General features: G+C 73.5%; 18 protein-coding genes. 3 read left to right on the top strand and 15 right to left on the bottom strand.

Translation table 11 applies throughout. The annotated features are described in order from the left end of the window. Nucleotides 1-46: 46 nt before the first annotated feature. From AFM16_RS39440 to AFM16_RS21275, 3 genes are all read right to left on the bottom strand, one after another. Nucleotides 47-2,011, bottom strand: coding sequence for a hypothetical protein (locus tag AFM16_RS39440; RefSeq protein WP_167797230.1), 1,965 nt, complete (start codon nucleotides 2,009-2,011; stop codon nucleotides 47-49). Between the two features lie 126 nt (nucleotides 2,012-2,137). Beyond that, entirely contained in the window at nucleotides 2,138-2,851 is a 714-nt protein-coding gene (locus AFM16_RS21280) for a TIGR03943 family putative permease subunit (protein WP_030782076.1), read from the bottom strand. Further along, a complete protein-coding gene (locus AFM16_RS21275; protein ID WP_245177754.1) occupies nucleotides 2,848-3,885 on the bottom strand; it encodes a permease in 1,038 nt (345 codons plus the stop codon). The genes AFM16_RS21280 and AFM16_RS21275 overlap by 4 nt, the downstream gene beginning before the upstream one ends. A gap of 167 nt (nucleotides 3,886-4,052) precedes the next feature. Here AFM16_RS21275 and AFM16_RS21270 point away from each other — a divergent pair, with 167 nt between their 5' ends. Continuing rightward, nucleotides 4,053-5,942 carry an NAD-binding protein gene (locus AFM16_RS21270; RefSeq protein WP_078634292.1) on the top strand — a complete coding sequence of 630 codons (1,890 nt, stop codon included), beginning with the start codon at nucleotides 4,053-4,055 and terminating at the stop codon, nucleotides 5,940-5,942. A 526-nt stretch (nucleotides 5,943-6,468) separates the two neighbouring features. On the opposite strand, the gene AFM16_RS21265 is transcribed toward AFM16_RS21270, so the two are convergent. Then, nucleotides 6,469-8,295, bottom strand: a complete 1,827-nt coding sequence (locus AFM16_RS21265; RefSeq protein WP_078634291.1) for a S9 family peptidase — start codon at nucleotides 8,293-8,295, stop codon at nucleotides 6,469-6,471. A 123-nt stretch (nucleotides 8,296-8,418) separates the two neighbouring features. Here AFM16_RS21265 and AFM16_RS21260 point away from each other — a divergent pair, with 123 nt between their 5' ends. Beyond that, nucleotides 8,419-9,255 (top strand): SURF1 family protein, encoded by an 837-nt coding sequence (locus tag AFM16_RS21260; protein ID WP_078634290.1) that lies wholly within the window; start codon nucleotides 8,419-8,421, stop codon nucleotides 9,253-9,255. Here the strand turns inward: AFM16_RS21260 and AFM16_RS21255 are convergent. The 8 genes from AFM16_RS21255 to AFM16_RS21220 form a co-directional block, all read right to left on the bottom strand. Further along, complete coding sequence (locus AFM16_RS21255) at nucleotides 9,225-10,256, bottom strand: hypothetical protein (protein ID WP_078634289.1); 1,032 nt, start codon at nucleotides 10,254-10,256, stop codon at nucleotides 9,225-9,227. The two genes, AFM16_RS21260 and AFM16_RS21255, sit on opposite strands and share 31 nt — an antisense overlap. A 428-nt stretch (nucleotides 10,257-10,684) precedes the next feature. Continuing rightward, nucleotides 10,685-11,359 (bottom strand): SigE family RNA polymerase sigma factor, encoded by a 675-nt coding sequence (locus AFM16_RS21250; RefSeq protein ID WP_370628055.1) that lies wholly within the window; start codon nucleotides 11,357-11,359, stop codon nucleotides 10,685-10,687. Between the two features lie 362 nt (nucleotides 11,360-11,721). After that, nucleotides 11,722-12,798 (bottom strand): aspartate-semialdehyde dehydrogenase, encoded by a 1,077-nt coding sequence (locus AFM16_RS21245; protein WP_030782057.1) that lies wholly within the window; start codon nucleotides 12,796-12,798, stop codon nucleotides 11,722-11,724. Then, nucleotides 12,795-14,072 (bottom strand): aspartate kinase, encoded by a 1,278-nt coding sequence (locus tag AFM16_RS21240; protein WP_078634288.1) that lies wholly within the window; start codon nucleotides 14,070-14,072, stop codon nucleotides 12,795-12,797. Before AFM16_RS21240 ends, AFM16_RS21245 begins: the two co-directional genes overlap by 4 nt. Nucleotides 14,073-14,309: 237 nt before the next feature. Beyond that, nucleotides 14,310-14,603, bottom strand: coding sequence for a barstar family protein (locus tag AFM16_RS21235; protein WP_078634287.1), 294 nt, complete (start codon nucleotides 14,601-14,603; stop codon nucleotides 14,310-14,312). Then, the gene (locus AFM16_RS21230; protein ID WP_078634286.1) at nucleotides 14,603-15,271 is read right to left on the bottom strand and encodes a DUF5063 domain-containing protein; all 669 of its coding nucleotides are present in this window, start codon (nucleotides 15,269-15,271) and stop codon (nucleotides 14,603-14,605) included. Before AFM16_RS21230 ends, AFM16_RS21235 begins: the two co-directional genes overlap by 1 nt. Beyond that, a complete protein-coding gene (recR, locus tag AFM16_RS21225; RefSeq protein WP_030782047.1) occupies nucleotides 15,264-15,863 on the bottom strand; it encodes a recombination mediator RecR in 600 nt (199 codons plus the stop codon). Before recR ends, AFM16_RS21230 begins: the two co-directional genes overlap by 8 nt. 58 nt (nucleotides 15,864-15,921) lie before the next feature. Continuing rightward, nucleotides 15,922-16,263, bottom strand: coding sequence for a YbaB/EbfC family nucleoid-associated protein (locus tag AFM16_RS21220; RefSeq protein ID WP_078634285.1), 342 nt, complete (start codon nucleotides 16,261-16,263; stop codon nucleotides 15,922-15,924). Nucleotides 16,264-16,713: 450 nt separating this feature from the next. Between AFM16_RS21220 and AFM16_RS21215 the strand changes: the two genes are divergently transcribed. Next, nucleotides 16,714-17,451 carry an SLATT domain-containing protein gene (locus AFM16_RS21215; protein ID WP_078637041.1) on the top strand — a complete coding sequence of 246 codons (738 nt, stop codon included), beginning with the start codon at nucleotides 16,714-16,716 and terminating at the stop codon, nucleotides 17,449-17,451. 218 nt (nucleotides 17,452-17,669) lie between these two features. Here AFM16_RS21215 and AFM16_RS21210 read toward each other — a convergent pair whose 3' ends face one another. The 3 genes from AFM16_RS21210 to AFM16_RS21200 form a co-directional block, all read right to left on the bottom strand. Further along, nucleotides 17,670-19,514 carry a protein kinase domain-containing protein gene (locus AFM16_RS21210; RefSeq protein ID WP_078634284.1) on the bottom strand — a complete coding sequence of 615 codons (1,845 nt, stop codon included), beginning with the start codon at nucleotides 19,512-19,514 and terminating at the stop codon, nucleotides 17,670-17,672. A gap of 125 nt (nucleotides 19,515-19,639) precedes the next feature. Then, on the bottom strand, nucleotides 19,640-20,107 hold the full coding sequence (locus tag AFM16_RS21205) for a MarR family winged helix-turn-helix transcriptional regulator (protein WP_078634283.1): 468 nt from the start codon (nucleotides 20,105-20,107) through the stop codon (nucleotides 19,640-19,642). Then, nucleotides 20,104-20,709 (bottom strand): type 1 glutamine amidotransferase family protein, encoded by a 606-nt coding sequence (locus tag AFM16_RS21200; RefSeq protein ID WP_078634282.1) that lies wholly within the window; start codon nucleotides 20,707-20,709, stop codon nucleotides 20,104-20,106. The genes AFM16_RS21205 and AFM16_RS21200 overlap by 4 nt, the downstream gene beginning before the upstream one ends. Nucleotides 20,710-20,731 lie beyond the last annotated feature (22 nt).

The raw sequence follows: 20,731 nt of genomic DNA, 5'->3' as shown, positions 1-20,731 counted from the left end.
TCACCCGGAAAACCCGCGGAGCGTCACCCGGAAAACCCGCGGAGCGTCAGCGCACCGTGACCGCCGCCGTCGTCGCCGAGCCGTTCGTCCAGGCCGTGCGACGGGCCGTCACCTTCACGGTGATCTTCTTCCCCTTGTCGGCCTTGGCCAGGACGTACGTGGACCGGGTGGCCCCCGTGATCGCCTTGCCGTTGCGGAGCCACCGGTAGGTGTACGACGTGGCGGACGGCGTCCAGGTGCCGTGGTTCGCGGTCAGCTTGCGGCCGACCTTCGCGGTGCCGGAGACCGAGGGCGCCTTGGTCGGCTTGAGCGCGGGACCCGCGGCGACCGTGACGGCGGCGGAGGTGGAGACCACCGAACCGGCCGGGTTGGCGGCGGTCGCCCGGCAGGACACCTTGTGGGCGTGGTCGTCGGCGGTCAGCTTGCGCGTCTTCGCCGTCGCGCCCGCGATCGCCTTGCCGTCCCGCAGCCAGGACCACGCCGTGGTGACGCGGAGGCCCGTCGCGGTGGCGGAGCAGGTGAGCGTGGAGCCGGTGCGCGCGGTCCCGGAGAGCGTCGCCTTCTGGGTGACGACCGGCTTGGCGAGCAGCGTCTGCGAACGGCCCCACAGCCGGGAGGTGTAGGCGCCGCCGCCCGCGTAGGCCGCCTCGCGCCACACCACGGTGGCCCGGCCGTCGGGACCCGCGGCCACCTCTCCCGTCAGGGCGTCGGTGGTCGGGACGGCGGGCACGGGCGCGCCGTTCACCGCGGTCGCCGCGCTCCAGGCGCCGTTCGAACGGACCGCCCACTGGAGGGAGTTGTCGTTCCCGTTGTCGATGGACGGCGTCTGCGGCCAGACGACCTGGACCGTGCCGTCGCCGCCGATCGCGGCCGAGACCTGCCACTTCACATAGCCGGTGGAGAGGGTCTTCGGCTGGGACCAGGTGCCGGTCGCGGCGGCGCGGGTGACGGTCTGGACGACCGGGGTGCCTGCGGCGGCGCTCCAGCCGGTCCACACGTAGGTGACATCGCCGTCGGGCGCGGTCAGCGGGCCGCTGTCGTCGCTCGGGCGGACGGCGGCCGCCGCGGTCTGCGCGGTGCCCCACGCCGCCGAAGGGGTCTTCCTGGTCACGGACTTGAGGTCGCCGGTGCCCGTGTTCGGGTCGGTGACGTCCAGCCAGAGCACGGTGGTCGTGTCCCGCGCGTCCATCGTCACCCGCACGTCCCCGACGGAGGCGTCGGCGCCCGGCAGCGCGGCCGCGCCGCTCCAGACACCGGCGGCGGTGCGCGTGGCGGTGGTGACGGCGTGGGCGCCGGTGAAGAAGTCGTAGGCGTCCCAGACGACGGTGGCGGCGCCGTCGGGCGCGACGGCGAGCGCGAGGTCGTCCACCGAGCCGGTGGTGACGCCGCCCAGGGTCTTCGGCTTCGACCAGTCGGCGGCGCCGGGCGCGAGGGTGGCGGTCGCGACGTCGAACCGGAGGGCCCCCTCGCCCTGCGTCCATACGGCGGTGAGGGTGCCGTCGGCCGCGGCGGCGATCTGGGGCGTGGAGAGGTTGAGGCCGTCGTAGGCGGTGAGGCCGGCCGGTGCCGACCAGGCGCGGGCCTTCGGGTCCCAGGTGACGGCGAGGGCGGTCAGCGAACCGTCCGTGCCGCTGCCGGCCACCCAGGTCACCACGGCGCGCCCGTCGGGGGCCACGGCGAGCCGGGCCTCGGCGCTCGCGCCGACGCCGGTGAGCAGGGTGTGCGGGGCGCTCCAGACGTCACCGCCCGCGGCCTTCACCGCCGCCCGTATCTCCCAGGTGGAGGCGCCGGCCGCCTTGTCGCGCCACAGGGCGAACGCGGTGCCGTCGGGGGCGGTGCGGACGTCGATCAGACCCTGCTGGCCCTGGTCGTCGGTCAGCGCGGTGGCGGTGGTCCAGGGTCCGGCGGAGGCGGGGTACCCGGCGGCGGTCGCGGGCAGCAGCGTCAGCGCGGTCACGGCGGCGGTCACCGCCACCGCGGTGGCCCTGCGTCCCCGAGCGTTCAGTGTCATGACAGCAGCCCCCACTCCCCGTGGATCCCTCACGGGACCCGGTTCCCCACAGCCTGATCGCCGATCATGGTGCCGACGAGGCCGACAGTACCCGGCGGTCGCGCGAACCGGCAGGTCAGGGGGTGCTCAGTTGTTCCAGGACTCGTCGTACGGGTCCCGGGGTGCCTTCACCGGCTCGGCGGCGGTCACCTTCAGGAACGGGATCGGCCCGCCGTTGACCGGGTCCTCGACGCGGCGCGGGGTGTAGGTGCCGGTGACGGTGAGCCAGGTGTCCGGCTGGAGCACCGGCGGGATGCTGCCGGACAGGGCGACCTTGACCGGCTGGGCGTCCGCGGCACAGCAGTTGAGGGCCATGCGGATCAGATACGGGGTGCCGTCGTGGTCGAGGGCCACGAACCCGGTGACCCGGACCTCGCGGCCCGCGAGGGTGCGGCCGTGGTCGTAGACGGCACGGCCCGCGTAGTCGACGAGGCTCAGGCTCAGCGGGCCGGTGGCGGGGAGCGGCGGGTAGGCGAGGGGTTCCTGGAGGGCGGTGCCGGTGCGGGTCGCGCTGTAGGAGCCGAGGGCGGGCGGGGCGACGAGGATCAGGGCGAGCAGGGGGAGGACGAGCAGCCAGGAGACGCGGGGCTCGGGGTGGGACTCGGGGGGCACCTCCTCCTTCGCGCGTCGGCGTTCGTACCGGACCGTCGCCAGCGCCGTGACGATCAGGACCGCGCCGGCGGCCAGCACCAGCGGGCGCAGGCCGGACTTGACGTAGCGCAGGTAGAGGTCGGTGGTGCCGGCGTGCAGCAGGGCCGCGCCGAGCAGGAACAGGACGGCGGCCTGGGACTGTCGGTTCACAGCAGGACCGCTCCCGTCAGGACGGCGGACGCGACGGCCAGCACGAAGGTCATCGGCGCGAAGCGCAGGGCGAAGGCGCGGCCGAAGGTGCCCGCCTGCATCGCGAACAGCTTGAGGTCGATCATCGGGCCCACGACCAGGAACGCCAGCCGGGCCGTCAGCGAGAACTGGGTGAGGGACGCGGCGACGAACGCGTCCGCCTCCGAGCAGATGGACAGGACGACGGCGAGGACGGCCAGGGCGAGGACCGCGATCACCGGGTTGTCGGCGGCCGTGCGCAGCCAGCTCTCCGGGGCGACCGCCTTCAGGGTGGCCGCCGCCATCGCGCCCACCACCAGGAAACCGCCCGCGTGCATCACGTCGTGGCGGACCGCGCCCCAGAACGCGGCGCCCTTGGTCTGCCCCTCGTGGTGCGCGTGCGCCGGGGGCCGCATCCAGTCGGTGCGGCCCACCCGCTGCCACAGCCAGCCCATCGCGCAGGCCACGAGGAGGCTGGCGGCGAACCGGGCCACGACCATCTCGGGGTTGCGCGGGAAGGCCACCGCGGTCGCCGTCAGCACGATCGGGTTGATGGCGGGGGCGGAGAGCAGGAAGGCGAGCGCGGCGGCGGGGGTCACGCCCCGGCGGACCAGGGCGCCGGCCACCGGGACCGAGGCGCACTCGCAGCCGGGCAGCACCGCGCCCGCGACCCCGGCGACCGGTACGGCGAGGGCCGGGCGGGAGGGGAGCGCGCGGGCGAAGAAGGACGGCGGGACGTAGACCGCGATGGCCGCCGACAGCAGGACGCCGAGCACCAGGAAGGGCATCGCCTGGAGCACGACCGCCACGAACACCGTGGTCCAGCTCTGCATCACGGGGGCGGACAGGGCGCGGCGGACGGGGCTCTGGAGCAGGACGAGGAGGACCAGGACGAGGGTGAGGACGAGGGGGGAGGACAGCCGCGGCGGTGCCGGGGGCTGCGGTGACGGGGGCTCGTCGCGCGGTGGGTCGTCGCGCGGCGGATCGTGGCGCGGGGCCTTTTCGGTGACGGCCACGTCCTGAACACCTCCGTCTGTCAGTCGCCTCGGCTCCCCCTGCATACGGTCGTTGCACACCGCATGTTCACCTCCGGCGTGGAACCTGCCGGCCGGGTGAGGCAGTCTTCTCCCTCGTGGGGAGCCTTCCGAATCAGGGCCGGGCGCCGGGCGGCGCCGGAGCGCACATGGTGGTGTGCGGCGACGACGGACTCGCGCACCGGCTCGCCGCCGAACTGCGGGGAGTCTACGAGGAGCAGGTCACCCTCGTCGTACCGCCCGCCGACCGGGCGGCGCGGCCGCCGGTGGTGGGGCGGGCCCGTTCGGTGTCCGCGGCGCTGCTCGACCGCATGGTGAGCGCGGCCGTCAGCCGGGCGGGCGGCGGCAACGGCACCGCACCCTCCGGGGGTGAACCGGGCGGCGGGGAGCGGACGTTGGAGGCGGTGGAGGCCACCGAGGCGGTGCTCGCCGAGGCGGGCGTGCAGCGGGCGGCGGCGCTGGCGCTCGTGTACGACGACGACGAGACCAACATCCGGGCCGCGCTCACCGCCCGCCGGCTCAACCCGAGGCTGCGGCTCGTCCTGCGGCTCTACAACCGTCGGCTCGGCGCGCACATCTCCGAACTGCTCGACCAGGCGGCCACGTTGGTGTACGGCGACGAGCCGGGGGCCGGGATCGGGGACGCCTCCACGACCGTCCTGTCCGACTCGGTCACCGCCGCGCCCGCGCTGGCCGCGGCCGCCGTCGTCGGGACCACGCGGGTCGTGCAGACGGACGGGCTGATGCTGCGGGCCGTGGAACGTCCCGCGCCCGGCCCCGGGGAGAGCGCCGAACCGGACGGCCTCGCCACGCTCGCGCTGCTCTCCGCGCCCGGCAACGACCCTGCCTACGCGGACGGTTCGGAGGACAGCGGCGACCAGGGGCCGCAGTTGCTGCCGGACGCGGCGGCGGAGCGGGCGGCGGCCGGGCGGCGCGGTTCGGTGGTGCTGGAGCAGGTGTCGTACTCGGCGGGGTCCGCGCTGTCGTCCGGGCGGCGGGGCGGGGTGGTGCCGTTCGCCTCGCTGTTCTCACGGCGGCTGCGGTGGTCGCTGGCCGGGCTCGTGGGGTGTGTGCTCGCGCTGGCGGTGGCGCTGGGGCTGGTGACCGGGGTGCATCCGCTGGGGGCGCTGTATCTGACGCTGCTGGACCTGTTCGCGATCAACGAACCGGCGGTCGGGGCCTCCACGGCCCGGCAGGTGCTGCAACTCCTCACCGGGCTCATGGGGTTGCTGCTGCTGCCGGTGCTGCTGGCGGCGGTCCTGGAGGCGTTGGGCACCTTCCGCGGACCGGCGGCGGTACGGCGGCCCCCGCGCGGGCTGGGCGGACATGTGGTGCTGCTCGGGCTGGGGAAGATCGGCACCCGGGTGCTGATCCGGCTGCGGGAGCTGGAGATCCCCGTGGTGTGCGTCGAGGCCGGGCCCGAGGCGCGCGGGGTCGCGGTGGCGCGGCGGCTGCGGGTGCCGGTGGTGCTGGGGGACGTCACGCAGGAAGGGGTGCTGGAGGCGGCGAAGATCCACCGCGCGCACGCGCTGCTCGCGGTGACCAGCTCCGACACCACGAACCTGGAGGCCGCGCTGTACGCCCGTACGCTGCGGCCCGATCTGCGGGTGGTGCTGCGGCTGTACGACGACGACTTCGCGACGGCGGTGTACCGCACCCTGCGGGCCGCGCACCCGCAGGCGCTGACCCGGAGCCGCAGCGTGTCGCACCTGGCGGCGCCGTCCTTCGCCGGGGCGATGATGGGCCGCCAGATCCTGGGGGCGATCCCGGTGGAGCGCCGCGTCCTGCTCTTCGCCGCACTGGTCGTCGGCGAACACGCCCAACTGACCGGCCGCACGGTCGGCGAGGCGTTCCGGGCGGGCCGCTGGCGCATCCTGGCCCTGGACACGGGCCAGGAGGGCCACGGCGGCTCGGGCCTGATCTGGCAACTCCCCGACACCTACGTCCTCCGCGACGAGGACCGAGTAGTCCTGGCCGCCACCCGCCGGGGCCTGGCGGAACTATTGGGCCGCCGGGGCCGGGGCGCAGGCCGCGTGTAGTTCCGGACGGTACGACCGCGCGCCCACGGCCCCGACGCGGCCCCGCGGAGCGGCCGGTCCGACCGGCGGCGGGGACGCCCTCGGCGAGACCTCGGGGAGCGCCGGAAGCACCGGGCGGCACGACCTCGCACCCACGGCCCCGGCCAGGCCGACCCGCGGCGGGCGCTCCCTCGGCGAGACCTCGGGCAGTGCCGGACGTACCGGGCAGACGACCGCGCACCCACGGCCCTGGCAGGGCCTCGCGGAGCGGCCGGACCGACCGACGGTGGGGACGCCCTCAGCGAGACCTCGGGAAGCGCGGAAATACCGGGCGCCGCGGCCGCGCCAGAGCCCCGGATCTGCCGGAACGGGGCTCCGGGACGACCCGGCACCGTGCCGGGACGGCCGGCGCCGGGCACCGGGGCCCGCCCGGCGCCGCCCGCCCCGCCGTACCACCGGAGCCACCGTGCCGCCCCGACCAAGCGCAGCCCCGACGGCCGGGGCGCCCGAGGCCGAGCGCCGGGGCCCGCCCGGGGTCGCCCGTGCCCTACCTCCCCGGCACCCCCAGATGGCGTTCGGCGAAGTCGAGTTCCAGGCGGACCTGTTTGATGCGTTCGTCGACGACCAGGGAGCCGTGGCCCGCGTCGTAGCGGTAGACCTCGTGTTCGGCGCCTCGTTGTTCCAGGCGTTTGACGTAGTTGTCGATCTGGCGGATGGGGCAGCGGGGGTCGTTGACGCCGGCGGAGATGTAGACCGGGGCGGTGACCTGGTCGACGTAGGTGAGGGGGGAGGACGCCTCGAAGCGGTCGGGGACCTCCTCGGGGGTGCCGCCGAGGAGGGTGCGGTCCATCGCCTTCAGGGCCTCCATCTCGTCGTGGTAGGCCGTGACGTAGTCGGCGACCGGGACCGCGGCGATGCCCAGCGCCCACGCGTCGGGCTGGACGCCCAGGCCGAGGAGGGTGAGGTAGCCGCCCCAGGAGCCGCCGGTGAGGATCAGCCGGGCGGGGTCGGCGAGGCCGGAGGAGACCGCCCACTGCCGTACCGCCTCGATGTCCTCCAGCTCGATCAGGCCGACCCGGACCTTCAACGCGTCCGTCCAGGCCCGGCCGTACCCGGTGGAGCCGCGGTAGTTGACGCGGATCACCGCGTAGCCGTGGTCCACCCAGGCCGCGGGCGCCGCCGCGAACGCGTCGCTGTCGTGCCAGGTCGGGCCGCCGTGGATGTCGAACACGGTGGGCAGCGGACCGGTGGCCCCGGCCGGCTTCTGTACGAGGGCGTGGATACGGCCGCCGGGGCCCTCCACCCACACGTCCTCCACCGGCACCGAGCCGGGCGACTTCATGCCGGGCGGGTCGAGGACCGTACCGCCCGCCGTGGAGCGCACGGTGGGCGGCTGGGCGGCGCAGGACCACAGGTACTCCACGCTGCCGTCCGGCCGGGCCGTCGCCCCGGAGACCGTGCCCGCCGGAGTCGGCACCTTCTCCAGGCCGCCGCCCGAGAAGTCGTAGCGGAACAGCTCGCTGCGCGCCTCGAAGCTGTGCACGATCAGCAGGCCCGAGCCGTCCGGATACCACTCGGCGCTGACGTCGCCCGGCAGGTCCAGCGCCAGGTCCGTCTGCGTGCCCGACGCCACGTCCCACACCAGGGGCTCCCAGCGGCCCCGCCGCTGATGCCCGATGAGCAGCCGGGTGTCGCCGTCCACGGGCGCGAAGCCCAGGACCTCCAGGCCCAGTTCCCGGGTGCCGCCCTCGGTGTCGTCCAGCTCGGCGACCGTGGTGCCGTCGGGGCGCAGCACGCGCAGCGCGGAGTGCATCGCGTCGCCGTGCTCGGTGTGCTCGACGGCGATCAGCCGGCCGTCGTGGGAGAGGTCGCCGACACCCGCCGACTCCCGGTGGCGGTACAGCTCGAACGGCGGCTCGCCGGTCCGCGCGACATGGATCGTCGTACCGTCCTCGTCGGTGGAACGGCCCACCACGGCCGTCCGCCCGTCCCGGCCGAGGGCGAGGCCCGCCGGGTAGGAGGGGTCGAGTCCCGGCGTGGCCAGTTCGTCCTCGCCGCCCTCGAAGGGCTGGCGGCGCCAGACGCCGAACTCGTCGCCGTCCTTGTCGTCGAACCACCAGATCCACGCGCCGTCCGGCGAGAGCACTCCGTCCGTCGTGCCGTTCGCCCGGTTCGTCACCTGGCGCTGCTCCCCGGTGGCGCGCTCCCAGGCATACAGCTCGTACGTCCCCGTCGCGTTGGACACGAACAGGGAGCGGTCCGGCGCGTCCTCCGCCCAGTCGGGCAGGGACACCCGGGGCGCCCGGAAGCGCTTCTCCCAGGCTGGCATCTCCTCGGTCCGCTCCGGCGCGGCGGACCCGTTGCTCTCAGTCATGGCCCCATACTGCCCGCCCGCGCCGACAAACGATCCACGTCGCACCCAGCCTGTGGACGAGTTCGCACCAAGCTCTCACCCCCGCCACCCGGTCACGCCCGGCCGCCCCGTACCGTGGGGGGCGTGTACCGGTTCCTGCTGACGCCCCGCTGGTGGGGGATCAACGTCTTCGTGCTGCTGGCCATCCCCTTCTGCGTGTTCATGGGTTCCTGGCAGCTCAGCCGGTTCGAGTCGCGGGTCGACGACTCGCGCGTGGCGAAGGAACGGGCCGAGGCCGCCCGTACGGACCCGGCCCGGCCGCTCGCCGAACTGCTCCCGGTGGACAAGGCGACCGCGGGCAAGCAGGTCACGGCCACGGGCCGGTACGCCGAGCAGCTCGTGGTGCCCGACCGCGAGGTCGACGGCCGCAGCGGTTTCTACGTCCTCGGCCTGCTCCGCACCGACGGCGGCGAGGCGCTGCCGGTCGTGCGCGGCTGGCTGCCGGGCAGCCCCGAGGGCGCGAAGGTCCCGGCGGCGCCCGCCGGCGAGGTCACCGTCACCGGCGCGCTCCAGGCGTCCGAACAGCCCGGCGACAACGGCGTGAGCGCGCGCGGCGGCCTCCCGGCCGGGCAGACGGCGGCGATCAGCGCCGCGTCCCTCGTCAACCTCGTGCCGTACGACGTCTACGACGCCTGGGTGACCCTGGCCACCGCCGACCGGGGGATGACGACCGTGCCGGCGGGTACGACACCGGGCACCGGCCTCGATCTGAAGGCGTTCCAGAACCTCGGCTACACCGGTGAGTGGTTCGTGTTCGCCGGGTTCGTGGTGTTCATGTGGTTCCGGCTGCTGCGGCGCGAGGTGGAGTTCGCCCGGGACGCGGCTCTCGGGATCGCTCCCGCGGAGAGCCCCGCCCCGGCCGCCGCCACGACCGCCGTACCGGAGAAGGCTCAGGACGAGGCGAGTACGCCCGTCCGGTAGACCGTGCCCGCGCAGGCGCCCGGCACCGTCGCGGAGACCGACGGGCCGCCGCCCTCGGCCGTGTGGGTGACGACCACGCTGCCGTCGGCCGGACCGTCCTCGGTGAAGAACTGGGCCGTGGTGCCGGTGCCGGTGTCCCCGGTGGTGCTGACCGGCTCGCTCGGTGAGGGCGAGGGGGAGGACGCGCCGCCGGTGCCGCCCCCGGTGGTGCCGCCCGTGCTCGGGCAGGTCTCGGAGGGCACGAAGGCGAACTTCACGTCGTAGGCGGAGCCCGGCGCCAGCAGGTACGGGCCCACGTACAGGGAGGGGTCGGGCAGGGCGGCCGCGGCGTCCCCGGAGGCGTGCGTCACCACGCTGATCTTCGTGGCGTCGGCCGCGCCCAGGGCGGCGGTCGTCAGGGAGACGGCACCGCCGACGGTGCAGCCGGTGGTGGAGATGTTGCTGACACGGAAGCTGCCGTAGACGACGCCGCCCGCGTCGGGGACGGCGACCGTGGAGCCGCCGGAGCCGAGCTGGGCCGGTGTGCACGCCGGGGCGGAGGCGGCCGAGGTGGCGTCGGGGTCGGTGCCGCTGCCGGCGCCGGTGCTGTCCGTGCCCTTGGTCTGCCCGGTGTCGGTGGCGCCGCCCTGGTCCTGCTCACCGGTCGTACCGGAGGAGTCGCCGGCCTTGCCCGAGGAGCCGCCGTCCGGGCCCTTGCCCTGACTCGCGCCCCCCTGCGCCTGGGATGCCTGGCCGGCGATGGAAGGGTTGGCGTCGGAGCCGCCCGCGCCCGAGACATGGAGCACGGCCGGGACGGCGGTGCCGACGAAGAGGGCCGCGGCGGCCATACCGACGGCGGCCTGCCGCTTACGGGCCCGGCGGGCGGGGACGGCGCGCCGGAGCTGGTCCAGCGTCCCGTCGCGCGGTTCCATCTCCTGGACCGCCTGGTGCAGCATCCGGCGCAGTGCCAGCTCGTCCGAGTCGAGCCCTTCGGGGCCCTGGTCGTCGAGGTGGTGGTTCACGGTTGAGTTCCCAGCGTGCGAGGGGTTCGGCTGTCGGGGGGACGCGACGGACGGGCCGGACACCGACCCGAACCCGGCGAACGGAGCGGACCGCCGCCCGGCGGAATCGGCCGCACCCGGCGCGCCGGGGCGCGAGGGGGACGGCGGCTCGGTGGACGACGCGCCCGGCGTCTCGGGGCGCGGGCCTGTGGGTGATGCGGAGCGCGCGTCGGAATCGGGCGCGCCCGGCGCCTCGGCGGGCGAGCTGACCGACGGCCCGGTGGGCGACGCAGCCGGCGCCTCGGGGCGCGGCCCCGTGAGCGATGTGGAGCCTGCGTCGGAGTCGGGACCGTCGAGCGGCTCGGTGCGTGGCACCGACGCGGAGCCGGTGGTGTCGGAGTCGTGTCGTTCGGGAGGCTCGGGGGTGTCGCGTCCCTCGGGATGGTCGCTCACGCCGGGGCCTCCATGGCTATGCGCAGGGCCGCGATGCCGCGGGAGCCGTACGCCTTGACCGAGCCGAGGGAGATGCCGAGGGTCTGGGCGACCTGGGCCTCCGTCATGTCCGCGAAGTAGCGCAGTACGAGGACCTCGCGCTGGCGGCGCTGGAGTCCCTTCATCGCCTTGATCAGCGAGTCGCGCTCCAACTGGTCGTAGGCGCCCTCCTCCGCGCTGGCCATGTCCGGCATCGGCTTGGACAGCAGTTTCAGTCCGAGGATGCGGCGGCGCAGGGCGGAGCGGGAGAGGTTGACGACGGTCTGGCGCAGATAGGCGAGCGTCTTCTCCGGGTCGCGGACCCGCTTGCGCGCGGAGTGGACGCGGATGAACGCCTCCTGGACGACGTCCTCGCAGGAGGCGGTGTCGTCGAGGAGGAGGGCGGCGAGGCCGAGCAGCGAGCGGTAGTGCGCCCGGTAGGTCTCGGTGAGGTGGTCGACGGTCGTCCCGGCGGCCACGGTCTCCTCGGCGCCGTCACGCTGGCTGGGTATGCGGGCGGGCCGCGCGGCGGGCATGGGCGCGATCACCGGCATGCCGCCGGGTGCCCCTGGCACGCGGGGGCGGAGGGCGACGCGGGGCGGCCGTAGAGCCGTGCCGCGGGTCGCCGCGGGGAAGTCGAGTACCTCTGCCACGCCAGTTGGACACGCGTCCCCCCACAGGGGTTGTACGCGTCTGCCGTCCCTTTCGCGGCGCACCGCGAAACCGGCACCGTTCTCATCCGTCCCGCTCTTCCCCTATATGGCATATACCGCATATGTACGAGCGCCCCCACGCCCGGATCACCGCGTCCCCGCTGTGATCGTGCACACCCCTGCGCCACCCGGAGGGTGACGGCAAAGACGCTCCCCGCCCGGCGCACGGTTGCGGAGAACGGGGAGAAATCATCGAGGGCCAATCTTCGGACGTCAAAGGTGTCCGATACAAGTGATCAGCGCCATCGACCGCCTCACACCTGTGCCCGCACCCGTTCCCGCACCCGTGTCCGCACCCGCCGTCACACCCGTTCCGCCGCCACCAGCTCGGCGATCTGCGCGGCGTTCAGCGCGGCCCCCTTGCGCAGATTGTCCCCGCAGACGAACAGCTCCAGGGCCGTCGGGTCGTCCAGCGCCCGGCGCACCCGGCCCACCCAGGTCGGGTCGGTGCCCACCACGTCGGCGGGCGTCGGGAACTCCCCCGCCTCGGGGTTGTCGAAGAGGACGACCCCGGGCGCGGTGGCGAGGACCTCGCGGGCCCCGTGGACCGTGACCTCGTCCTGGAAACGGGCGTGCACGGTCAGCGAGTGGGTGGTGACGACCGGGACCCGTACGCAGGTCACGGCCACCGGCAGCTTCGGCAGCCCGAGGATCTTGCGGGACTCGTCCCGCACCTTCATCTCCTCCGACGACCAGCCGCCCTCGCACGCCGTCCCGGCCCACGGGACGACGTTCAGCGCGACCGGCTCCGGGAACGGCCCGGTGTTGTCCCCGACCGCCCGCCGCACGTCACCGGGGTGGGTGCCCAGCTCGGTGCCCGCGACCAGCGCCATCTGCTGCCGCAGTGTCTCCACCCCGGCCCGCCCGGCCCCGCTGACCGCCTGGTACGACGACACCACCAGCTCGCGCAGTCCGTACGAGGCGTGCAGCGCGCCCAGGGCGACGATCATCGACAGGGTGGTGCAGTTGGGGTTGGCGACGATCCCGCGGGGCCGCGCGTGCACGGCGTGCGGGTTGACCTCGGGGACGACCAGCGGCACGTCCGGGTCCATCCGGAAGGCCCCGGAGTTGTCCACGACGACCGCGCCCCGGGCCGCGGCGACCGGGGCCCAGTGCGCGGCGATCTCGTCCGGTACGTCGAACAGCGCGATGTCGACCCCGTCGAAGACGTCCTCCGACAGGGCCAGCACCTCGGTCTCCGTGCCGCGCACGGCCAGCTTGCGGCCGGCCGAGCGCGGTGAGGCGACGAGACGGATCTCGCCCCAGATGTCCGCCCGCTGGGAGAGGATCCGGAGCAGGACCGTGCCGACGGCTCCGGTCGCTCCCACGACCGCGAGCGTCGGCCGGGACGTCCGCGCGTCCGACGTCCCGGGGGTCAACGTCCGGTGCCTCCGTAGACGACGGCCTCGTCGCTGTCGGAGTCGAGTCCGAAGGCGGTGTGCACGGCGCGCACGGCCTCGTTGACGTCGTCGGCGCGGGTGACGACCGAGATGCGGATCTCGGAGGTCGAGATCAGCTCGATGTTCACGCCCGCGTCCGACAGGGCGGTGAAGAAGTCGGCCGTGACGCCCGGGTTGGTCTTCATCCCGGCGCCGACCAGGGAGATCTTGCCGATCTGGTCGTCGTAGCGCAGGGAGTCGAAGCCGATGCCGGCCTTGTTCTTCTCCAGGGCGTCGATGGCCTTGCGGCCCTCTGCCTTGGGGAGGGTGAAGGAGATGTCCGTCAGGCCCGTGGAGGCGGCGGACACGTTCTGCACGATCATGTCGATGTTGATCTCGGCGTCCGAGATCGTCCGGAAGATCGCGGCGGCCTCGCCCGGCTTGTCCGGCACGCCGACGACCGTGACCTTGGCCTCGGAGGTGTCGTGCGCGACACCGGAGATGATGGCCTGCTCCACCTTCTGATCCCCTCGCTGAATGGGCTCACTGCTGACCCAGGTGCCCTGAAGTCCGCTGAAGCTGGACCGCACATGGATCGGGATGTTGTAACGGCGGGCGTACTCCACACAGCGGTGGAGCAGCACCTTGGAGCCGGACGCGGCCAGCTCCAGCATGTCCTCGAAGGCGATCCAGTCGATCTTCCGGGCCTTCTTGACCACCCGCGGGTCGGCGGTGAACACACCGTCGACGTCGGTGTAGATCTCGCAGACCTCGGCGTCGAGCGCGGCGGCGAGGGCGACGGCCGTGGTGTCACTGCCACCGCGGCCGAGCGTGGTGATGTCCTTCTTGTCCTGGCTGACGCCCTGGAAGCCGGCGACGATGGCGATGTTGCCCCGGTCCAGCGACTCCCGGATGCGGCCCGGCGTGACATCGATGATCCGGGCTTTGTTGTGGACCGAGTCGGTGATGACGCCTGCCTGGCTGCCGGTGAAGCTCTGGGCCTCGTGACCCAGGTTTTTGATCGCCATGGCCAGCAGCGCCATGGAGATCCGCTCTCCGGCGGTCAGCAGCATGTCGAACTCACGTCCGGCAGGCATCGGTGACACCTGCTCGGCGAGATCGATCAGCTCGTCCGTCGTGTCGCCCATCGCGGAAACGACGACGACCACCTGGTGGCCGTTCTTCTTCGCTTCCACGATTCGCTTGGCGACGCGCTTGATGCCCTCGGCATCGGCTACGGAGGAGCCTCCGTACTTCTGCACGACAAGGCCCACGTGCGCTCCTCGCTCAGTTCGTCCCTTTTCCGCACATACGCCGTTGTACCGCGGTCGGCTCAGTCTAACGAGCGCCCGGATTCCACCCCCCGAGTACCGCATCGTGAGATGCCCGGACGCCCGCCCGATGATCTCCCTGCCCAGCGATCGACGAGTGAGGCTGTGCGCTAGGTCTCAACCCTTACCGGGCCCCGCCGGGGAACGCCTCCCGGACGGACGCGGCGCCCACGCCACCCGTTATGCGAATCTCACCGTGAAGCGGTCCTGCCACCCGAAATCCTCGTCCTGCGCCTGAACGCGCAGCAGAAGATCCCGCAGGTCGCCGAACGCGGATGCGCCCATGGCGTCTCTGCTGGTCTCCGCGTCCCGCCAGATGAGCTCGACGGGTCTTTCGACGTCCGTGGAGAGGCGATCCCACAGGGCTGCGAGATTCGCCCCGTAGTAGGGGCCGAAGTCCAGCTCTCGCGCCAGGACCCTGTGGAACTTCTCGGGCGAGTCGATCTCCGCTCCGCTGACTTCGACGACGGCCATCAGGGCGTCGAGGGGGAGCGCAGGCCCAGTTGGCCGCCGATTTCCTGGGCCATGACCTGGCCCGCCTCGAATTCCAGGGTTTCGTCGCCCATCGTGGCCTGGTCGGTGTCGAGGCCGTCGAGTTCCTGGAGGGGCTGGTCCAGGCGGATGTGGGCCAGGACCGAGTGCAGGGCGCGGAGGGTGGCCGAGGCCGTGGAGCCCCAGTTGGAGAAGTAGGAGAACTGCCACCACCACAGCGCCTCGGTGGTGCGGCCGGCCTTGTAGTGGACCATGCCGTGGCGCAGGTCGGCGATGACGTCGGCGAGGTCGTCGGAGATCCGGGCCGGCACGGGGGCCCTGCGGGGCTCGTAGGGGTCGAAGACCTCGGAGTAGATGTCGACCGGGTCCAGCAGCCGGGCGAGGTTCTCGCGCAGTTCGTCCACGTCCGGTTCGAAGCCGGGGTCGGGCTCGTAGCGCTCGTCGGGGACGATGTCCTCGTGGGCGCCGAGGCGGCCGCCGGCCAGCAGGAGCTGGGAGACCTCCAGCAGGAGGAAGGGCACGGCGGAGCCCGGTTCGTCGCCCTTCGCTACCTCCGTCACCGCGACCAGGAAGCTCTCCACCTGGTCCGCGATCTGGACCGCGAAGTCGTCCGGGTTCTGCTCGGTCGCGTGCAGCGTGGCGTCAGACATCTAGGAGTCGTCTCCCCTCGAAGGCGCGGCCGAGAGTGACCTCGTCCGCGTATTCCAGGTCGCCACCCACCGGGAGGCCGCTGGCCAGGCGGGTGACCTTCAGGCCCATGGGCTTGATCATGCGGGCGAGGTACGTCGCGGTGGCCTCGCCCTCCAGGTTCGGATCGGTGGCCAGGATCAGCTCCGTGACCGAACCGTCGGCCAACCGCGCGAGAAGTTCTCGTATCCGCAGGTCGTCGGGTCCGACACCCTCGATCGGGCTGATCGCGCCCCCCAGCACGTGGTACTTGCCGCGGAACTCGCGGGTCCGCTCGATCGCGACGACGTCCTTCGGCTCCTCCACGACGCAGATGACCGTGAGGTCGCGGCGCGGGTCGCGGCAGATCCCGCACAGCTCCTCCTGCGCGACATTGCCGCAGGTGGCGCAGAAGCGGACCTTCGCCTTGACCTCCATCAGGGCCTGCGCGAGACGCCGTACGTCGGTGGGCTCCGCCTGGAGGATGTGGAAGGCGATCCGCTGCGCGCTCTTGGGACCGACGCCGGGCAGCCGCCCCAGTTCGTCGATGAGGTCCTGGACCACGCCTTCGTACAACGGACTGCCGTCCTTCCTGGGTTCGTTGAGAACGTACGGTAGTTGGGGGAGGCCGGTCTTAGAAAGGCAGCCCGGGAATACCGCCGCCGCCGAGGCCCTGGGCGAGCGGGCCGAGCTTCTGCTGCTGGAGCGTCTGCGCGTTCTCGTTGGCCGCGTGGACGGCGGCGACGATCAGGTCGGCGAGGGTCTCGGTGTCCTCCGGGTCCACCGCCTTGGGGTCGATCCGCAGCCCGCGCAGTTCGCCGGAGCCGGTGACCGTGGCCCGCACCAGACCGCCGCCCGCCTGGCCGTCGACCTCGGTGTTCGCCAGTTCCTCCTGGGCGCGGGCCAGGTCCTGCTGCATCTTCTGGGCCTGCTGGAGGAGCTGCTGCATATTGGGCTGGCCACCACCGGGAATCACGATCAGCTCCTGTTCCGTACCGCCGTCGGGGGCGGGTTTTCCCGCCTGGCACGAGCCTACGTGCTCTGTGCGGGTGTCGCCCCAGCACTCTTTCGAGTGAGTTCACCCGGCGGCGTATACCTGATCAAGGCCCACTTCCGGGCGGAAAGCAGGCGAAACCTTCCTCTTCGCCACCCATTGGGCGGTAGGAAGGATCCGGAGCATCAGCAGTATCGGTGTCATCGGACGTCACGGGAGTCCCACGCGGCGTCACCGTCCGTGATCGGTGACGGTCGGCCGTGTTCGGCTCGCGTTCGGTTCGCGTTCCGTTCGCGTTCCGTTCGGGACAGGCCGAGTCGGCCGGGATCGGCCGGGATCAGTCGTGACTGGCCGGGATCGGTCGGATCAGTCGGGATCAGTTCGGGATCAGTCGGGATCAGTTGGGAGTGCCGGGTGGCGCAGCAGCCGGAGATGCAGCCCGAGGGTCCGCCTCAGGACGGGCGGGGCGGTGAGGGCGCGGCCGGGCTGCGGCCGGGCGATCTGACCGGGCGGACGCTGCCGCTCGGGGACTGGGGCGAGCCCGCGGAGCGGCTGGACGAGCTGTACCGGTGGGTGGAGCGCGGGGCGCTCCAGACCGCGGCCTGGTATCTCTCCGACCGGGTGTGGAAGCGGCGCGGCGCGCGGGCGCTGCGCGGCGGGGCGGCGGCGGGGGCGGTGACCGGGGCGGCGCTGCCGCTGCTGGATCTGACCGGGGTGCTGAGCGGGTCGGCGCCGTGGGGGTATCTGGCGCTGCTGGTGGCGGTGGCGTGTGTGGGGGTGGACCGGTTCTTCGGGGTGACGTCCGGGTGGATGCGGGACGTGGCGACGGCGCAGGCGGTGCAGCGCAGGCTCCAGGTGCTCCAGTTCGACTGGGCGTCGGAGGGGGTGCGGGAGGTGCTGGGCCCGGCGGAGGGGACGGCGAGCGAGGCGGCGGAGCGGTGCCTGGGGGTGCTGCGCAGGTTCTCCGAGGACATGACCGAGCTGGTGCGCGCGGAGACGGCGGACTGGATGGTCGAGTTCAGGACCGGGTCGGCGCCGCTCGGCATCCAGGCGGCGAACGGCTTCGGGGGCCGGGCGGAGGGCACCGGCGGCCCGGGCCGCTTCCCACTGCCACCGGGGACGAACGCCAGACCGAACATGCCACGCCAACGACCACCGGAACCACGCTGAACGACCCACCGGCCGGGGCGGCGGCGGGCGCGGCCGACCGCACCGCCAGGACGGGGCGCTTCCCGCTACCGCCGGGGGCGAGCGCCCGGCCGAACATGCCACGCCAGCAACCCCCAGAGCCACGCTGAACGACCCACCGGCCCAGGGCCCCGCGGGCGTGACCGCACAAGGCGCCCCGCCACCACCAGAGCCGCGCTGAGCGGCCCCGTGGCCGGAGGTCAGCGGCGGGTGTAGGTGAGTTTCTCGCCGGTCTCCCCGTTGACGCGCTGGAGGCGACCGTCCGACAGCAGGCTGATCTGGGTGGCGGCGCCCGGGGTGCAGGAGGACAGGGGGCGGCCGGTGGTGACCGTGGACGGGCCGATCTCCAGGGGACCCGAGCCGTTGGGCTTCGCCGCGAGCTTCGCGGTGAACTCGCAGTGGTAGGAGTCGCCGTCGGCGATCAGGGTGAGGACCGCGTCGCCCACCTCGCCCTGGGTGAGGGTGAGGCGGCGGGTGTTGTTGCCGGTCTCGTTGTCGATGCTGGCGGTCCAGACGCCGAGGTAGCCGTCCGGGACCGTGCCCTTCTCCTTCTTCGAGGAGGACGGGGACGGGGACGCCGACTCCTCGTCCGTGGCGGCGGGGTCGGGGGTGTCCGGGCCGGCCGCGGCGGAGGTACGGGCGCCGGTCGGGGTGGCCGTGGTCCCGCCGTCGTCGCCGTTCAGGTAGGCGTACACCGAGCCGCCGGCCGCGAGCGCCACGATCACGGCGATCACCACGAGCAGGACGGTGCCGCGGCCGCAGCGCGGCGACTCCGGCTCCTCGAAGCCGGGGACGTGCGGGGCGGCGGGGCCGAAGGGGTCGAAGGGCTGCACGGCCCGGCCGGGGGCGGCGGGCTGGCCGGGGTGCGGGGCGTACGCGTTGTGCGGGGTGTACGAGTGGTGGGCGTTCGGCGTGGTGTACGGGTTGTGCTGGGCGGGGGTCGTCGGCCAGGGGGCGGACGGCTGGTGCTGCTGGGGGAAGGCGGGGGGCTGCGGGTGCTGCTGCGGGCCGCCGCCGTACGCCGGGTGCGCGGCGGGTGCCTGGGGCGGACGGGGGGCGACCATCGTGCGGATCCGGTCGCCGGAGGCGTCGTCGCCCTGCCGTCCGCCGTGCTCGGGCGTGGCGTCCGGGTCCTCCGCGTCCAGCAGTTGTACGGCGTGCCGGCCGAGCTGGGCGACCAGCGCGCCCGGCAGCCAGGGGTCACGGGAGTGGCCGTCGGTGACGGTGTCCTGGACGCCCGTGCGCTCCAGGATCCAGGCCAGCGAGGGCCGGTCCGCCGGGTCCTTGGCCAGGCAGGCCCGGACCAGCTCGGCTATGCCGCCGGGGACGCCTTCGAGGTCCGGTTCCTCCTCGGCGACCCGGAACAGCAGGGCGTGCACTCCGCTCTCGGTGCCGCCGAAGGGGAGGGTGCCGGTGGCGGCGTAGGCGAGGACGGAGCCCAGGCAGAAGACGTCGCTGGCCGGGGTGACCGCCTCGCCGCGGACCTGCTCGGGCGCCATGAAACCGGGCGAGCCGATCACCGCGCCGGTCATGGTCAGACCGCTCTCGGACACCGACTCCAGGGCCCGCGCGACACCGAAGTCGATGACGCGGGGGCCCTCGATGGTGAGCATCACGTTGGACGGCTTGAGGTCGCGGTGGACGATCCCGGCGGCGTGGATGTTGGTGAGGGCGTGCGCGAGTCCGGCGCCGAGGATGCGCACCGAACGCTCGGGCAGCGGGCCGAAGTCCGTGCCGACGACCTGCTGGAGGCTCGGCCCCGCGACATAGCCGGTGGCGACCCAGGGCACGGCGGCCTCGGTGTCGGCGTCGAGGACGGGCGCGGTCCAGTAGCCACCGACCCGCTGGGCGTTGCGCACCTCCTGCCGGAACCGGGCCCGGAACTCCTCCCGGGCCGCCAGTTCCGTCCGCACCAGCTTGACCGCGACGGTCCGCCCCCGGTCCGAACGCGCGAGGTAGACCTGCCCCATCCCACCGGCACCGAGCCGGCCCAGCAGCCGATAGGCGCCGATCCGCTGCGGATCCCCCGGGCCCAGCTTCTCCATCGCCGCCTCACCTTCTCCCCACACATGCGATCGGGGCGAGGATAATCGGCCTTTTCGGGGAGACGGGCGACACGGGGTCCACGATTGCGTAACAGGACCGGGCCGACGTCCGTCGGTGGACCCGGTCATTCCAGCTCGGCGGGCGTCGGGGGACCCAGTTCCTCCAAGACCCGGGTCAGGCGGTGCAGGCCCGCTACCAGGGCTGCCAGGTCCTGCTCGCCGTATGCCTCGGAGAGGCGGGTCGCGAAAGCCGCGTGGCCCGGGTCGATGCGGGTGATCGCTGTTCGGCCCTCCGGGGTGGGGGCCAGGAGTTTGGCTCGGCGGTGGGACGGGTTGGGGTGGTATGCGGCCAGGCCGCGGTCGACCAGGAGGTCGGCGATGCGCTGGACGCTCTGGCGGGTGATGCCCATGGCGCGGGCGATCCCGGACACCGGCAGCGGCTCGCCGAGCACCGCGCCGAGCACCTGCCACCAGGCGGCGGTGAGGCCGGCCGGGCGGGCCAGTTCCTCGGCGACGGCGAGGAACTGGCCGTTGAGGCGGAAGACCGCGAGGGCGCTGCCGCTCAGCAACTCCTGGGGTTCCCGGTCGCTCACCGCGCCCCGGCCTTCTCCAGGACGGCGTACGCCTCCGGGTCGGAGTCGTGGAACAGCCGGTACCAGGCGTCCAGCACCTCGCCCTCGTACACCCCGAGCAGCCCGAGGACCTCACGGGCGAACGCGACCGGCTCGGTGGGGCCCGCGGTGATCAGGCCCCGGTCGGTGACGGCGTCCTTCTCGACGTACCGTCCGCCGCCGTCGTAGCCCGTCGCGGCCAGGTAGAAGGAGACCGCGCTCGTGTGGTCCCGGTCGTCGAGCAGGCCCTCGCGGGCGAGCCCCGCGGTGGCCCCGCAGATCGCCGCGACCGGCGTGCCCGCGGCGAGGAACGCGCGGGCCGTGCGGGCGAAGGGCGCGAGGTCGTCCGAGGTGTCCCACAGGTCGGCGCCCGGGAGGATCAGCAGGGCGCCGTCCTCGGGGCGTACGTCGTCCAGTGCCAGGTCGGGCCGGACACGCAGCCCGCCGATGCTGGTCACCGGGTCCGTGGACGGGCCGACGGTGCGGATCTCGTACCCGCCCCGCGCGAGGTACGCCGTCGCGTGCCCCGTCTCCCAGTCGGCGAACGTGTCGTACACGGCGAGATACACGGGCTTGCGGCTCATCGTTCCTCCAAGGTCCGGTGTT

It is taken from the genome of Streptomyces antibioticus (assembly GCF_002019855.1).
Taxonomy (GTDB): Bacteria; Actinomycetota; Actinomycetes; order Streptomycetales; family Streptomycetaceae; genus Streptomyces; species Streptomyces antibioticus_B.
The sequence above is the reverse complement of the archived record's forward strand: the minus strand, read 5'-3'. Positions and strand labels throughout refer to the sequence as shown.